Here is a 14,774-nt window from a genome sequence, read left to right as displayed (position 1 = left end):
TTATTATTTGAGCACCCCTTCGGTTAAAATAGAAGGTTCCTTCTTCCCCATCAGGTATCGCCAGTGCAAATCGGCCCTCATTTACTGCGCAACAACGTTTTCGTCGCTCCCATGGCAGGCGTGACGGATCGGCCTTTCCGCCAGCTGTGCAAACAGCTGGGGGCGGGCTACGCGGTGTCCGAGATGGCGGCGTCCAATCCGCGCCTGTGGGCGACGGAGAAGAGCTCGCGCCGCACCGACCACACCGGCGAAATGGAGCCGAAGGCGGTGCAGATCGCCGGCGCCGACCCCCGAGACCTGGCCGACTGCGCCCGCTTCAACGTCGAACGCGGCGCCCAGATCATCGATATCAATATGGGGTGCCCGGTCAAGAAGGTCTGCAACAGCTGGTGCGGCTCGGCCCTGTTGCAGAACGAGGCGCTGGTCAGGGACATCGTCGAGGCGGTCGTCGGCGCCGTCGACGTGCCGGTCACGTTGAAGTTCCGCACCGGCTGGAACCGCGACAACAAGAACGCGTTGAACATCGCGCGCATCGCCGAGGACGCCGGCATCGCCATGCTGACCTTGCATGGCCGCACGCGCGCCGACGGCTACACCGGCGACGCCGAATACGACACGATCGCGGCGGTCAAGCGGTCGGTGGCCATTCCGGTGGTGGCCAACGGCGACATCACGACGCCGGAAAAAGCCCGATTCGTGCTCGATTACACCGGCGCCGACGCCGTCATGATCGGCCGCGCGGCGCAGGGCCGGCCGTGGATCTTCCGCGAGATCGAGCATTTCCTGCGCACCGGCACCCATCTGCCGTCGCCGCACGTCGACGAGGTGCGCGCGCTGATGGACGAACACCTGCGCGCCCACTACGCGTTTTACGGCGAGTTCCTGGGCGTGCGCACCGCGCGCAAGCACATCGGCTGGTATGTGCGCGACCTCGAGGGCGGCGAGGCGTTCCGCCAGCAGATGAATCTGCTGGAGTCCACCGACGCGCAATTGATCGCCGTCGACCAGTTCTTCGAATCGCAGTGGAGGTTTGGCGAGCGGTTACAATACCGCCTCCCTGAAGTTTTGCAAGCCGCATGACACCAAGCTGGCCAGTACCAAAAAAGTCATATCAGAAGGGTAAGCACCGGGATCATGAGTCCCGCCGTGATTTACCAGCGTCAACAGATTATTGAGCGAACGACATCAAAATGAGCAAAGAAAGTATCCAGGAAGTAGTCCAGAAGAGCCTTGAAGATTACTTCAACGACCTGGGCGAGCAGCAGGCATCGAATATCTACGATATGGTCGTGCTGACCGTGGAAAAGCCGATACTGGAAGTGGTCATGACGCGCGCCGACGGCAACCAGTCGCACGCGGCGCAGATGCTGGGCATCAACCGCAACACCCTGCGCAAGAAACTGCAAGAACACGGCCTGCTGTAAACAGCGGCGTTTTTCCGGCATGGCGGCTGGGAACGGCCGCCGGCCGCAATCAGATATCAACCCACCTAGCCTTTCACAGCCATGATTAAACAAGCTCTCATCTCCGTCTCCGACAAAACCGGTGTGCTGGACTTCGCCCGCGCGTTGTCCACCCTGGGCGTCAAGATCCTGTCGACCGGCGGCACCGCCAAACTGCTGGCCGACAACGGCGTGGCCGTGACCGAGGTCGCCGACTACACCGGCTTCCCGGAGATGCTCGATGGCCGCGTCAAGACCCTGCATCCGAAAGTGCACGGCGGCATCCTGGCGCGCCGCGATTTCCCGGAGCACGTGGCCAAGCTGGAAGAGCACGCCATTCCGACCATCGACATGGTCGTCGTCAACCTGTATCCGTTCCAGGCCACCGTCGCCAAGGCCGATTGCTCGCTCGACGACGCCATCGAGAACATCGACATCGGCGGCCCGGCCATGCTGCGCTCGGCGGCCAAGAACCACAAGGACGTGGTCGTCATCTGCGACCCGGCCGACTACGGCGTGGTGCTGGCGGAAATGAAGACCACCGACAACGCCCCCGGCTACGTCAGCTACGACACCCGCTTCAAGCTGGCCAACAAGGTCTACGCGCACACCGCGCAGTACGACGGCGCCATCGCCAACTACCTGACCAGCCTGGGCGCGGACCGCCAGCACGCCGGCCGCAACGCCTACCCGAACACCTTGAACGTGGCGTTCGAAAAAGTGCAGGACATGCGCTACGGCGAGAACCCGCACCAGTCGGCCGCGTTCTACCGCGACGTCGCCGCCACCGCCGGCGCACTGGCCAACTATCGCCAGCTGCAGGGCAAGGAACTGTCGTTCAACAACATCGCCGACGCCGACGCCGCCTGGGAATGCGTCAAGAGCATGGGCAGCTTCCAGCAAAGCGCCGCCTGCGTCATCGTCAAGCACGCCAACCCGTGCGGCGTGGCGCTGGGCACCGACGCCGTCGACGCCTACAAGCGCGCGCTGCAGACCGATCCGACCTCGGCCTTCGGCGGCATCATCGCCTTCAACGTCGAGATCGACGCGGCCGCCGCCACCGAGCTGGCCAAGCTGTTCGTCGAGGTGCTGATCGCGCCGTCGTACTCGGCCGACGCCAAGCGGATCATGGCGGCCAAGCAGAATGTGCGGTTGCTGGAAATCCCGCTGGGCAACGGCGTCAACGCGATGGACTTCAAGCGCGTCGGCGGCGGCCTGCTGGTGCAGTCGGCCGACGCGAAAAACGTGCTGCTGACCGACTTGAAGGTGGTCAGCAAGCGGCAGCCGACGCCGCAGCAGTTGCAGGACATGATGTTCGCCTGGCGCGTGGCCAAGTATGTCAAGTCGAACGCCATCGTCTTCTGCGGCAATAACATGACCCTGGGCGTGGGCGCCGGCCAGATGAGCCGCATCGACTCGGCCCGCATCGCCTCGATCAAGGCGCAGAACGCCGGCCTGTCGCTGACCGGTTCGGTGGTGGCGTCGGACGCGTTCTTCCCGTTCCGCGACGGCCTGGACGTGGTGGTCGATGCCGGCGCGGCCTGCGTCATCCATCCGGGCGGCTCGATGCGCGACCAGGAAGTGATCGACGCGGCCAACGAGCGCGGCGTGGTCATGGTTTACACCGGTATCCGCCACTTCCGTCACTAAGCCGCCGCCGTGGGGCGGATGGCGGCGTCGCGCCGGATCCGCCCGCAACGGCCGGGGTCGTGTCCGAATGACAGACTTGACCCCGCGGAAAAGCGCCCGCTGCCTTGCGGGCGCTTTCTTTACTGCATACAATCCATCAATGATAATTCTCGGCATCGACCCCGGCTTGCGCACCACCGGCTTTGGCGTTATTCGCAAGCAGGGCGCGCAGCTGTACTATGTCGCCTCGGGCACCATCAAGAGCGGCGACGGCGGTTTGCCGGCGCGCTTGAAGGTGATCCTCGATGGCGTGGCCGAGGTCGCCCGCATCTACCAGCCCGAGTGCGCGGCCATCGAGCAGGTGTTTGTCAACGTCAATCCACAGTCGACTTTGCTGCTGGGCCAGGCGCGCGGCGCGGCCATCTGCGCGCTGGTGTCGGCCCAACTGAGCGTGGCCGAGTATTCGCCGACCCAGGTCAAGCAGGCCGTGGTCGGCACCGGCCGCGCCGTCAAGGCGCAGGTGCAGGACATGGTGGCGCGCTTGCTGTCCTTGCCCGGCCTGCCCGGCACCGACGCCGCCGACGCGCTCGGCATCGCCATCTGCCACGCCCACAGCCGCGAGACCTTGACCCTGATCGCCGGCGCCGGCAACGGCACCAGCGGCGCCCGCAGCGGCCCGCTGGCCGGCCTGCGCATGAAGAACGGCCGCCTGGTCGGCTAACTCCCCTTGATTAAAAAGGCTACACCACGATGATCGGTCGTCTCTCCGGTATTTTGCTTGAAAAAAATCCGCCGCAACTGCTGGTCGAGTGCGCCGGTGTCGGCTACGAGGTCGATGTGCCGATGAGCACGTTCTACAACCTGCCGCACGTCGGCGACAAGGTGGTGCTGTTTACGCACCAGGCGATCCGCGAGGACGCCCATTTGCTGTTCGGCTTCGGCAACGCCGAGGAGCGCGCCGTGTTCCGCCAGCTGATCAAGATCAGCGGCGTCGGCGCGCGCACCGCGCTGTCGATCTTGTCGGGCATGTCGATCCCCGACCTGGCGCAGGCGGTGACGTTGCAGGAGTCGGGGCGCCTGGTCAAGGTGCCGGGCATCGGCAAGAAGACCGCCGAGCGCCTGCTGCTGGAGTTGAAGGGCAAGCTGGGCGCGGACATCGGCGCCGGCGGCGCCCACGCGGTGCCCGATGCGCAGTCCGACATCCTCAACGCGCTGCTGGCGCTGGGCTACTCCGACAAGGAGGCGCTGCTGGCGCTCAAGACCGTGCCCGCCGGCAGCGGCGTGTCCGACGGCATCAAGCAAGCGTTGAAGGCGCTGTCGAAAGGCTGATGGCGACGGATCGACCCCGACGCCGCGCGCGTTCCAGCAGCGAGGCCGGAACTGGCCTACACTGTCGGCTGGGCGCATGTCAACGACGCCTGCCGACGCCACCTCCACCGAAGAACCAATGAGCATCCAGACCGACAGCTTCACCGAACAGCGCATCATCGACGCGGCGCCGTCGTCGCCCAACGAGGAGGCGATCGAGCGCGCCTTGCGCCCCAAGCATCTCGATGAGTATGTCGGGCAGGCCAAGATCCGCGACCAGCTGCAGATCTTCATCGCCGCCGCGCGCAACCGCAAGGAGGCGCTCGACCACACTTTGCTGTTCGGCCCGCCGGGCCTGGGTAAGACCACGCTGGCCAACATCATCGCGCGCGAGATGGGCGTGAACCTGCGCCAGACCTCCGGCCCGGTGCTCGAGCGTCCCGGCGACCTGGCCGCGATCCTGACCAACCTCGAGGCGAACGACGTGCTGTTCATCGACGAGATCCACCGCCTGTCGCCGGTGGTCGAGGAAATCCTGTATCCGGCGCTGGAAGACTACCAGATCGACATCATGATCGGCGAGGGCCCGGCCGCGCGCTCGGTCAAGCTCGACCTGCAACCGTTCACCTTGGTCGGCGCCACCACCCGCGCCGGCATGCTGACCAACCCGCTGCGCGACCGCTTCGGCATCGTCGCCCGCCTCGAGTTCTACAACACCGAGGAATTGACCAAGATCGTCACCCGCAGCGCCGCGCTGCTCAAGGCCACCATCGCGCCGGACGGCGCCGTCGAGATCGCCCGGCGCGCGCGCGGCACGCCGCGCATCGCCAACCGGCTGCTGCGCCGCGTGCGCGACTACGCCGAGGTCAAGGCCGACGGCGACATCACCAAGAGCGTGGCCGACGCCGCGCTGGTCATGCTCGACGTCGACACCGTCGGCTTCGACGTCATGGACCGCAAGCTGCTCGAGGCGGTGCTGTACAAATTCGGCGGCGGCCCGGTCGGCATCGGCAACCTGGCGGCGGCCATCGGCGAGGCCGCCGACACCATCGAGGACGTGCTCGAACCCTACCTGATCCAGCAGGGCTTCCTGCAGCGCACGCCGCGCGGGCGCGTGGCCACGCCGGCCGCGTACAAGCACTTCGGCGTGACGCCGCCGCGCACCAACCCCAACGGCGAATTGTGGGACCTGTGATGCGGATCTGGGTCGACGCCGACGCCTGTCCCGCCGTCATCAAGGACATCCTGTACCGCGTGGCCGAGCGCATGCAGATGCAGGTCACGCTGGTGGCCAACCAACTGCTGCGCGTGCCGCCGTCGCGCTTCGTGCGCGCGGTGCAGGTGCCGTCCGGCGCCGACGTGGCGGACCAGGAGATCGTGCGGCTGCTGGCGCCGGGCGACCTGGTCGTCACCGGCGACATCCCGCTGGCGTCGGACGTGTTGCAGAAGGGCGGCTATGCGCTCAACCCGCGCGGCGAGTTCTACACCAACGACAACATCGCGCAGATGCTCGGCATGCGCGCCTTCATGGACGAGCTGCGCGGCAGCGGCGTCGACACCGGCGGCCCGGCCGCCTTCAGCCAGGGTGACCGCCAAAGCTTCGCCAACAGCCTCGACCGTCACCTGCGCAAACACGCCGCCGCGCCGGGGGCCGCCCAGGGGCAGCAATAGCCGGGCGCGGCGCCGGCCCGCGCCGACGGCGGCTAGTCGGGTTGCCCGCCGGGCCGCGCGATCGGCATCGTCGGGACGAAGCGGGTCAGGTAGAGCGTGACGCAGCAGCCGATCAGCACGACCAGGACGCGCACGTACAGCAGGTCGGTGCGCCAGATCGAGTAGCCCATCGAGGCCCACATGAACAGCAGTATCCAGACCTTGCCGCGCAAGGGGATGCCTTTGCCGTTCTCGTAATCGCGCAAATATTTGCCGAACACGCGGTTGGTTTGCAGCCAGTGGTGCAGCCGCGACGAGCCGCGCGCGAAGCAGGCCGACGCCAGCAGCAGGAACGGCGTGGTCGGCAGCAAGGGCAGGAAGATGCCCAGCACGCCAAGCGCCACCGCCATGCAGCCGATCAGATTGAATACTGTTTTCATCGCGTTTCCGTCGCTTGCCGCGCTGCAAGCCTGACCAGCATCGTATCACCACCGGCGCGAATCCGTGTATAGTGGACGCGCCCCGATGATAGCGCTAACTTTGTGGAGACGTCGCATGAGAAAAATCCTATCGGCCTGCCTGGCCTTGGCTGCCTTGTTGCTGTGCGCGGCTGGCGCGCGCGCCGACGACCAATACAAAATCCTGGTGCTGGCCATGCCCGGCAAATACCACTACGAATATATCCCGATCGCCCGTGAAAGCCTGGAAAAGCAGGCCAAACTGCACGCCTTCGAGCTGGTGTACACGCACCGGCCGGAGGTGTTCGACGGCGACTTGAGCCAGTACGCGATGGTGATGTTCCTCAACACGCCGGGCGAGGAGCTCAGCGAGCCGCGCCGCAGAAAGTTCGAGCAATACATGCGCAATGGCGGCAACGCCATGCTGGTGCACCGGGCGCTGATCATTCCGCCCAATACCTGGCCGTGGTTCGAGAAGCTGATCGGGCGCCGGGTCGGCAACCATCCGATGCTGCAGACCGGCGTGGCCGAGGTGGTCGACAAGACCTTCCCGGCCACGTTCGGCCTGCCGGCGCGCTGGCTCTGGAGCGACGAGTGGTATGTGTTCGACAATCCGTACGACATCAAGATCACCCCGGTGCTCAACGTCGACGAAAGCACCTACGATCCGACCAAGATCTGGCCGGGCCAGGTGGCCAAGGGCATGGGCAAGGAGCACCCGGTGGCGTGGTACCACCAGGTGGAGAAGGGCCGCGTGTTCGTCACCGCGCTCGGGCACAACGGCGAAATGTACAAGGACCCGCAATACCTGTCGCACCTGATGGGCGGCATCTACTGGACCGCCACCGGCAGGGGCATCCAGCGATAAGCGGGGCTTATTCCTGGCGCACCCACACCTGCGAGCGGCCCAGCATCGGCATGCCGATGTAGCCGCGCACGTTGAGCTTCTTGCCGGCGTCGGTCATGTGCATCTTGGCCTTGTAGACCTTGCCGTTTTTCGGGTCGACGATCTCGCCGCCGTTGAACTCGTCGCCATCCTTCTTCAGGCCCGACAGGATGACCATGCCGACGATCGGCTGGTCCTTGCGCGCGCCCTCGCACTTGTCGCATTTTGGGTTCTGCTCTTCGTTCGGCTCGCGGTACAGCTTTTCGATCTGGCCCTGGAAGGCGCCGTCGTTTTCGGTGATGCGGATCAGCGCCTTCGGCTTGCCGGTCTCGTCGTCGATGTTCTTCCACAGGCCGACCGGGGTGTCGGCGGCGAAGGCGAAGGCGGGGGCGATGGACAGCAGCGCGGTGACGGCGAATGCGGCGAATTTCATGGTGGTCTCCAAGGGTGATTTTTGTCGGACGAGTGTAGCAAATAAATGACCGGTCGTACTATTTTCTATCGAATTACACAAATTATCTAAAACAAGATAATATATACAGATGGAAAAGACACCCGAACAACACAACCTGCTGGCGCAGATGCGGCAGGTCGCCGACGGCCTGGGGCAGACGCTGGCGCCGTTTTGCGAAGTCGTGCTGCACGACCTGCTCGACCCGGCGCACGCCATCGTCGCCATCCACAACAACCTGTCGGGCCGCGGCGTCGGCGCGCCGGCCACCGCGCTGGGACTGGCGCGCGCCGCCGACCCGGACTTCGCGCAGGTGATCGCCAACTACGCCAACACCTTCGCCGACGGCCGGCCGGCCAAGAGCACCTCGGTCGGCATCAAGGACAGCGAGGGGCGCTACATCGCCGCGCTGTGCCTGAACGTCGACCTGACCGTGTTCCGCAGCCTCAACAGCCTGCTGACCCAGTTCGGCAGCGTCGACAGCGCCGCCGGCGTCAGCGAGACCCTGGAGCCGGCCGGCGCCGACGCCATCCGCGCGCGCATCGACCGCTTCGCGGCGCGGCTGGCGACCACGCCGCGCGCGCTCAAGGCCGACGAGCGCAAGGCGCTGATGCGCGAACTGAAGGAGGCGGGGTTGGGCGATGTGCGGCGCGCGATGGAGATCGTCGCCGCGTATTTGAACGTCTCGCGCGCCACGGTGTACAACGATGCCCGCTGACGCCAGCCTGCTGCTGCTGGACCGCGACCAGGCCGGCGCGCTGCTGCGCCCCGATGACGTGCTGGCGGCCGTGCGCGACGCCTTCCTGCTGCACGCCAGCGGCGCCGGCAAGATCTTCCCGCTGGTGCGCGAGGGGCTGCCGGCCGGGGTGTTCGGCATCAAGTCCGGCGGCGTGGCGGAGCGGGAGCTGCTGGGCATGAAGGCGGCCGGTTTCTGGCCCGGCAACGGCGCGCGCGGCGCCGACGGCCACCAGGCGACGATCATGCTGTTCGATCCGGCCACGGGCAGGCCGCAGTGCGTGATCGACGGCAACGCCGTCACCACGGCGCGCACGGCGGCGGCGGGCGCGCTGGGCTTGCTGGCGCTGGCGCGGCCGGACAGCGAGGGCCTGTGCGTGTTCGGCACCGGCGTGCAGGGCGCGGCGCACACCGACTACGCGCTGCGCGTCATGCCCGGCCTGCGGCGCGTGCGTTACCTGACATCGGACGGCCGCCGCGATCCGCGCTTCGAGGCGCGGTTCGCCGCGCGCTGCGAGGTCGCCGCCGGCGCCGGCCCCGATGCCGCCGTCGCCGACAGCGACATCGTCATCACCGCCACGCGTGGCGCCGGGCCGTTGTTTTCCACGGCGGCGGTCAGGCCCGGCACGCACCTGAACTGCGTGGGCAGCGACACGCGCGGCAAGCGCGAGCTGCCGGAAGGGTTGCTGGCGCCGGCCGTCGTCTGGGCCGACGATCTGGCGCAGGCGCGCGCCGTCGGCGAGCTGCAATGGGCGGCGGGGAATATGGCGGGGAATATGGCGAGGGACGCGGCCGGGGAACTCGGCGCGCTGCTGGCCGCCGGGACGGCGGCGCGCGGCGGCATGGCCGCCGGCGCCATCACCATTTTCGACATGACGGGCATCGCCCTGCAGGATCTCACAGTGGCGCGCATGCTGTACCAGCGCGCTTTGGCAACCGGCACCGGGACCGGCATCGCCTGGCCCTGGTAATCACGAAGGAGCAAGATGAGCGAACAGACGATGACCCAACCACTTCCAACCTACGCCGACGTCGTCGCCGCGTCCGAGCGCATCGCCGGCCACGCGCACCGAACGCCGGTGCTGACCTCGCGCACGGCCGACGCCGAACTGGGCGCGCGGGTGTTTTTCAAGGCGGAGAATTTGCAGCGCATGGGCGCGTTCAAATTCCGCGGCAGCTACAACGCGCTGGCGAAGTTCGACGCGCAGCAGCGCCGCGCCGGCGTGGTGGCTTTCTCGTCGGGCAACCACGCGCAGGGGATCGCGCTGTCGGCGCAGTTGTTGGGCGTCCCGGCGACCATCGTCATGCCGCACGACGCGCCGCCGTCGAAGATCGCCGCCACGCGCGGCTACGGCGCGCAGGTGGTGCTGTACGACCGCTACACCGAGGACCGCGAGCAGATCGGCCGCGAGCTGGCGGCCAAACACGGCCTGACGTTGATCCCGCCCTACGACCACGCCGACGTGATCGCGGGGCAGGGCACGGCGGCCAAGGAATTGTTCGAGGAGGTCGGTGAGCTCGATTACCTGTTCGTCTGCCTGGGCGGCGGAGGTTTGCTCAGCGGCTCGGCGCTGGCGACGCGGGCGCTGTCGCCGGCGACCAAGCTGTATGGCGTCGAGCCGGAGGCCGGCAACGACGGCCAGCAATCGTTCCGCAGCGGCGCCATCGTGCACATCGACACGCCGAAGACGATCGCCGACGGCGCGCAGACGCAGCATCTGGGCAACCTGACGTTCCCGATTATCCAACGCGATGTGGACGATATTGTGACGGTGAGCGACGCGCAGCTGCGCGCCGAGATGCGTTTTTTCGCGGCGCGGATGAAGATCGTGGTGGAGCCGACCGGTTGCCTCGGCCTGGCGGCCGCGCGGGCGATGAAGGATCAGTTGCAGGGCAGGCGGGTGGGCGTGATCATCAGCGGCGGCAACGTCGATATCGAACGCTACGCGGCGCTGCTGGCGCAATAATTCAGGTGCTAACAGCGTTCATTCGCGGACTTGTTTTTTTTGGCGCGGCGCTTGCCGCGCCGTGCGCGTTTTCCCGCGACGTTCCCGCGCAGGGCCTGGTCGCCTTCGCCCGTCAGCAAGCGTGTGATGGACGCTTGCCGCGCGGTCCGGTACACATCGGCAAGCAGCCACGCATCGCTGCCCGGCAGGCGTAGCCAGACTGCTTTCCACGCGTTGCGGTTGCCGCTGCCGAACAGATTGGCAAAGCAGGACGGCGACAGGGCGCGCTCGCCGTACTTGATTTCCGCGCCCTGCACGATGGCGAAATAGGGCTCCTGGCCGAAATTGGCGCGCAGTTTGGTCCCGTCGGGCAGAAACACTTCTTTCCATTGGTAGCCCAGCTCGGATTGTGAGTCGGATTGTGAGTCGGATTGTGAGTCGGCTGGAGAGCAGGATGGGGAAACAGATGGGGAGACAGATGGGGAGGCAGATGGGGAGGCAGATGGCGCCGCCGGCTGCGGTTGGGTCGACCGTTTGGCAATATAGTTGCGGATCGCTTCGCAAATATGGGGTTCCAGCGCTAGCGAGTCCGACCAGAAATGACCCGTGAAAGCGCCCAATTCTTCGAGCAATTCGCTGGGCACGCGGATGGGGAAGTGGAGAGTCATGGTGGGGATCCCCCGAAAAGTCGGCTTTTACTAAACGCTACTAAGCGCAGCGGATTCGTTCTAAACGGCGCTAATGGTTACTAAAAATGCTGCGGTGAACGCTAAACGATACTATTTTTTAGTGTCTACCGACGATTAGAACCGGTTAGCACGGTTTAGTTTCAGATTAGTGCGGACTAGCGCGAACTAGCACGGAATATCGTGGATTAGTAAGGATTAGCGTGTTTTAGTAAAAAGCGAAAAAAACGAAGCATGCCGTCCCCGGGTACTGCCGGACAGTGCCGCTGGCACAATCCAAAGCGCATCCGCGGTCGGCAGCGTCTGGCAAGAAAAAAGCCGCGCGGCTTTGCACCGGGCGGCTTTCTTGATTGACGGCTTCGTTGAATAATCGTTTGATTTGCCAGGGTGGCCGGCCTGCCGCGGCAGCTACCCACGCTACCCGGCTACCCCGCTACCCCGCTAACCCGCTACCCCGCTACGCCGCCGGCAACTTGGCGAACTGCTCGCGCATCTTGTCCAAGGTGGCCGAGAAGTTGGCCACGCGTTCCTTCTCCTGCGCCACCACCTCGGCCGGCGCGCGGGCGACGAAGCTTTCGTTCGACAGCTTGCCGTTGGCTTTGTTGATCTCGCCTTCGACGCGCGCGATCTCCTTGGCCAGCCGCTCGCGCTCGGCCTTGACGTCGATCTCCACCTTCAGCATCAGCTTGGTGGTGCCGACGATCGACACGGCCGCCGGCGATTCCGGCAGCGCGTCGACGATCTGCACTTCCGACAGCTTGCCGAGCGACTGGATGTACGGCGCGAAGCCCTCCATCGCCGCCTTGTCGGCCGCATTGCCCGCTTCGACGATCAGCGGCACGCGCAGCGACGGCGCCAGCTGCATTTCGCCGCGCAGGTTGCGGGTGGCGTCGGTCAGCGTCTTGAGCTGCTGCATCCACGCCTCGGCCGCCTCGTCGATGTTGGCCGGGTTGGCGATCGGGTACGGCTGCGTCATGATGGACTGGTTGGCGTCGCCCGCGGTTTTGCCGGCCAGCGGCGCGACCGCCTGCCACAGCGCCTCGGTGACGAACGGAATCACCGGATGGGCCAGGCGCAGCACCACTTCGAGCACGCGCAGCAGGGTGTGGCGGGTGGCGCGCTGCTGGCCGTCGGTGCCGCTTTGCACCTGCACCTTGGCCACTTCCAGATACCAGTCGCAGTACTCGTCCCAGACGAACTTGTAGATCGTCGAGGCGATGTTGTCGAAGCGGTAGTCGGCGAAGCCCTTGGCCACGTCCTGCTCGGCCTTTTGCAGCAGCGAGATGATCCACTTGTCGGCGTTTGAGAGGTTCGATGCCAGGTCGGCCGGGCTGGCCGAGCAATCCTTCTCTTCCGTGTTCATCAGCACGAAGCGGGTGGCGTTCCACAGCTTGTTGCAGAAGTTGCGGTAGCCCTCGGCGCGGCCCAGGTCGAAGTTGATGTTGCGGCCCAGCGAGGCGTACGACGCCATCGTGAAGCGCACCGCGTCGGTGCCGTAGGCGGCGATGCCCTCCGGGAATTCCTTGCGCGTGGCCTTGGCGATCTTCTCGGCCGCCTTCGGATTCATCAGGCCGGTGGTGCGTTTTTCCACCAGCGCGTCGATGCCGATGCCGTCGATCAGGTCGATCGGGTCGAGCGTGTTGCCCTTCGATTTGGACATCTTCTGGCCCTGCGAGTCGCGCACCAGCCCGTGCACGTACACCGTCTCGAACGGCACCTTGCCGGTGAAGTGCAAGGTGAACATCACCATGCGCGCGACCCAGAAGAAGATGATGTCGAAGCCGGTCACCAGCACCGACGACGGCAGGAACGCCTTGATGTCCGGCGTCTCTGCGGGCCAGCCCAGGGTCGAGAACGGCACCAGCGCCGACGAGAACCACGTGTCGAGCACGTCGTTGTCGCGGCGCAGCGGACCGCTGCTGCCGGCCGCCCGCTGCTTGGCCTGCGCCTCGGCCTCGGTCTTGGCGACGAAGATGTTGCCGGCCTCGTCGTACCAGGCCGGGATCTGGTGGCCCCACCACAGCTGGCGCGAGATGCACCAGTCCTGGATGTTGTTGAGCCACTGGTTGTAGGTGGTGCTCCAGTTTTCCGGCACGAACTTGATGTCGCCGCTGGCGACCTTCTCCAGCGCGACCTCGGCGATCGATTTGCCCGGGAAGAAGGTGCCTTCCGGCGCCGGCTGGCTCATGGCGACGAACCACTGGTCGGTCAGCATCGGTTCGATGATGACGCCGGTGCGGTCGCCGCGCGGCACCATCAGCTTGTGCGGCTTGACTTGTTCGAGCAAGCCTTGCGCGTCGAGGTCGGCGACGATCTGCTTGCGGGCGACGAAGCGGTCCAGGCCGCGATACGCTTGCGGCGCCTCGTCGTTGATCTTCGCCTCCAGGGTCATGATCGACAGCAGCGGCAGCTTGTGGCGCTGGCCGACCGCGTAGTCGTTCAGGTCGTGCGCCGGCGTGATCTTGACGCAGCCGGTGCCGAAGGCCTTGTCGACGTATTCGTCGGCGATGATCGGGATTTCGCGGCCGACCAGCGGCAGCACCAGCATCTTGCCGACCAGCGCCTGGTAGCGCTCGTCGGTCGGATCGACCGCCACGGCGACGTCGCCGAGCATCGTCTCCGGACGGGTGGTGGCCACCGTCAGCGAACCGCTGCCGTCGGCCAGCGGGTACTTGATGTACCACATCGAGCCGTCCTCCTCCTCGGACACCACCTCAAGGTCGGAGACGGCCGTGCCCAGCACCGGGTCCCAGTTGACCAGGCGCTTGCCGCGGTAGATCAGGCCCTGCTCGTGCAGGCGCACGAAGACGTCGGTGACGACTTGCGAGCGCGTCTCGTCCATCGTGAAATATTCGCGCTGCCAGTCGGGCGAGGTGCCCAGGCGGCGCATCTGGCCGGTGATGGTCGAGCCGGATTTCTCCTTCCACTCCCACACCTTCTTGACGAAGGCCTCGCGGCCGAGGTCGTGGCGCGAGATCTTTTGCGCGTCGAGCTGGCGCTCGACGACGATCTGCGTGGCGATGCCGGCGTGGTCGGTGCCGGGGATCCAGGCGGTGTTATGGCCCAGCATGCGGTGGTAGCGGGTCAGCCCGTCCATGATGGTCTGGTTGAACGCATGGCCCATGTGCAGGGTGCCGGTCACGTTCGGCGGCGGCAGCTGGATGCTGAACGACGGTTTGCCGGCGTCGAGGGTGGCGGCGTAGTACCCGCGCGCCTCCCACTCGGTGCGCCAGAATTGTTCAATGTCGGCAGGCTCGAAAGACTTGGCTAATTCCATGATTTGGCTGATTCATTTATAAATGCGTTTGCGGAGGCGACCATTATAGATGACGCGGCCGGCGCCGCGCATTATTGCGGCACCGGCCGTCGCCGCCCTGTTATAATTGGCCCGCTGCCGCGAGGCGGCACACGCTAGGGGTCCTGCACATCACAGTGAATGCGATGCGCGGGTGAGAAATACCCTCCGAACCTGATCTGGATAATGCCAGCGAAGGGAAGCTTAGGACAACGCCGCCCTCCGATCGATACCACCGATTTTCCGGGGCGCGGCGCCGTCCAACCTCCTTTGCTGGCTCCTGTAGCC

The 14,774-nt window shown here is 65.8% G+C and carries 15 protein-coding genes and 1 riboswitch; of the genes, 11 read left to right on the top strand and 4 right to left on the bottom strand.

Going from position 1 to position 14,774, the window contains the following annotated elements; all coding sequences use genetic code 11:
* Positions 1-63 precede the first annotated feature (63 nt).
* The 7 genes from dusB (at position 64) to BMX85_RS10625 (ending at position 6,050) form a co-directional block, all read left to right on the top strand.
* Entirely contained in the window at positions 64-1,080 is a 1,017-nt protein-coding gene (dusB, locus tag BMX85_RS10655) for a tRNA dihydrouridine synthase DusB (protein WP_090316894.1), read from the top strand.
* A 110-nt stretch (positions 1,081-1,190) separates the two neighbouring features.
* Positions 1,191-1,424 (top strand): helix-turn-helix domain-containing protein, encoded by a 234-nt coding sequence (locus tag BMX85_RS10650; RefSeq protein ID WP_008445162.1) that lies wholly within the window; start codon positions 1,191-1,193, stop codon positions 1,422-1,424.
* Between the two features lie 81 nt (positions 1,425-1,505).
* Complete coding sequence (gene purH / locus BMX85_RS10645) at positions 1,506-3,092, top strand: bifunctional phosphoribosylaminoimidazolecarboxamide formyltransferase/IMP cyclohydrolase (RefSeq protein ID WP_090316891.1); 1,587 nt, start codon at positions 1,506-1,508, stop codon at positions 3,090-3,092.
* 139 nt (positions 3,093-3,231) lie between these two features.
* Positions 3,232-3,792: a crossover junction endodeoxyribonuclease RuvC gene (gene ruvC, locus BMX85_RS10640; protein ID WP_090316887.1), complete on the top strand. Its 561-nt coding sequence runs from the start codon at positions 3,232-3,234 to the stop codon at positions 3,790-3,792.
* Positions 3,793-3,821: 29 nt separating this feature from the next.
* Positions 3,822-4,400: a Holliday junction branch migration protein RuvA gene (ruvA, locus tag BMX85_RS10635; RefSeq protein WP_090316884.1), complete on the top strand. Its 579-nt coding sequence runs from the start codon at positions 3,822-3,824 to the stop codon at positions 4,398-4,400.
* A gap of 118 nt (positions 4,401-4,518) precedes the next feature.
* A complete protein-coding gene (gene ruvB, locus BMX85_RS10630) occupies positions 4,519-5,574 on the top strand; it encodes a Holliday junction branch migration DNA helicase RuvB (protein ID WP_090316880.1) in 1,056 nt (351 codons plus the stop codon).
* Positions 5,574-6,050, top strand: coding sequence for a YaiI/YqxD family protein (locus BMX85_RS10625; RefSeq protein ID WP_090316877.1), 477 nt, complete (start codon positions 5,574-5,576; stop codon positions 6,048-6,050). Before ruvB ends, BMX85_RS10625 begins: the two co-directional genes overlap by 1 nt.
* A gap of 32 nt (positions 6,051-6,082) precedes the next feature.
* Here the strand turns inward: BMX85_RS10625 and BMX85_RS10620 are convergent, their stop codons facing one another.
* Positions 6,083-6,469, bottom strand: a complete 387-nt coding sequence (locus BMX85_RS10620; protein ID WP_090316874.1) for a YbaN family protein — start codon at positions 6,467-6,469, stop codon at positions 6,083-6,085.
* 115 nt (positions 6,470-6,584) lie between these two features.
* On the opposite strand from BMX85_RS10620, the gene BMX85_RS10615 reads away from it, so the two are divergent.
* Positions 6,585-7,355 (top strand): ThuA domain-containing protein, encoded by a 771-nt coding sequence (locus BMX85_RS10615; protein ID WP_090316872.1) that lies wholly within the window; start codon positions 6,585-6,587, stop codon positions 7,353-7,355.
* Between the two features lie 7 nt (positions 7,356-7,362).
* Here BMX85_RS10615 and BMX85_RS10610 read toward each other — a convergent pair whose 3' ends face one another.
* Entirely contained in the window at positions 7,363-7,806 is a 444-nt protein-coding gene (locus BMX85_RS10610; protein ID WP_090317704.1) for a DUF2147 domain-containing protein, read from the bottom strand.
* Positions 7,807-7,915: 109 nt separating this feature from the next.
* Between BMX85_RS10610 and BMX85_RS10605 the strand changes: the two genes are divergently transcribed.
* Genes BMX85_RS10605 through BMX85_RS10595 form a run of 3 tightly spaced genes read left to right on the top strand, consistent with a single transcriptional unit; the run spans position 7,916 to position 10,526 of the window.
* Complete coding sequence (locus BMX85_RS10605; RefSeq protein WP_090316870.1) at positions 7,916-8,542, top strand: helix-turn-helix transcriptional regulator; 627 nt, start codon at positions 7,916-7,918, stop codon at positions 8,540-8,542.
* Positions 8,532-9,530 (top strand): ornithine cyclodeaminase family protein, encoded by a 999-nt coding sequence (locus BMX85_RS10600; RefSeq protein ID WP_090316866.1) that lies wholly within the window; start codon positions 8,532-8,534, stop codon positions 9,528-9,530. The genes BMX85_RS10605 and BMX85_RS10600 overlap by 11 nt, the downstream gene beginning before the upstream one ends.
* 15 nt (positions 9,531-9,545) lie before the next feature.
* The gene (locus BMX85_RS10595) at positions 9,546-10,526 is read left to right on the top strand and encodes a threo-3-hydroxy-L-aspartate ammonia-lyase (RefSeq protein WP_373923485.1); all 981 of its coding nucleotides are present in this window, start codon (positions 9,546-9,548) and stop codon (positions 10,524-10,526) included.
* Positions 10,527-10,534: 8 nt separating this feature from the next.
* Here BMX85_RS10595 and BMX85_RS10590 read toward each other — a convergent pair whose 3' ends face one another.
* A complete protein-coding gene (locus BMX85_RS10590; RefSeq protein ID WP_229210381.1) occupies positions 10,535-11,173 on the bottom strand; it encodes a hypothetical protein in 639 nt (212 codons plus the stop codon).
* 475 nt (positions 11,174-11,648) lie between these two features.
* A complete protein-coding gene (locus tag BMX85_RS10585) occupies positions 11,649-14,468 on the bottom strand; it encodes a valine--tRNA ligase (protein ID WP_090316860.1) in 2,820 nt (939 codons plus the stop codon).
* Positions 14,469-14,594: 126 nt separating this feature from the next.
* Positions 14,595-14,704: riboswitch (TPP riboswitch) on the top strand.
* Positions 14,705-14,774: the final 70 nt, after the last annotated feature.

The sequence above is a fragment of the Duganella sp. CF517 genome, assembly GCF_900110275.1.
Lineage (GTDB): Bacteria > Pseudomonadota > Gammaproteobacteria > Burkholderiales > Burkholderiaceae_D > Rugamonas.
Note: the sequence above shows the minus strand (reverse complement) of the source record. Positions and strands in the feature narration are given on the sequence as shown.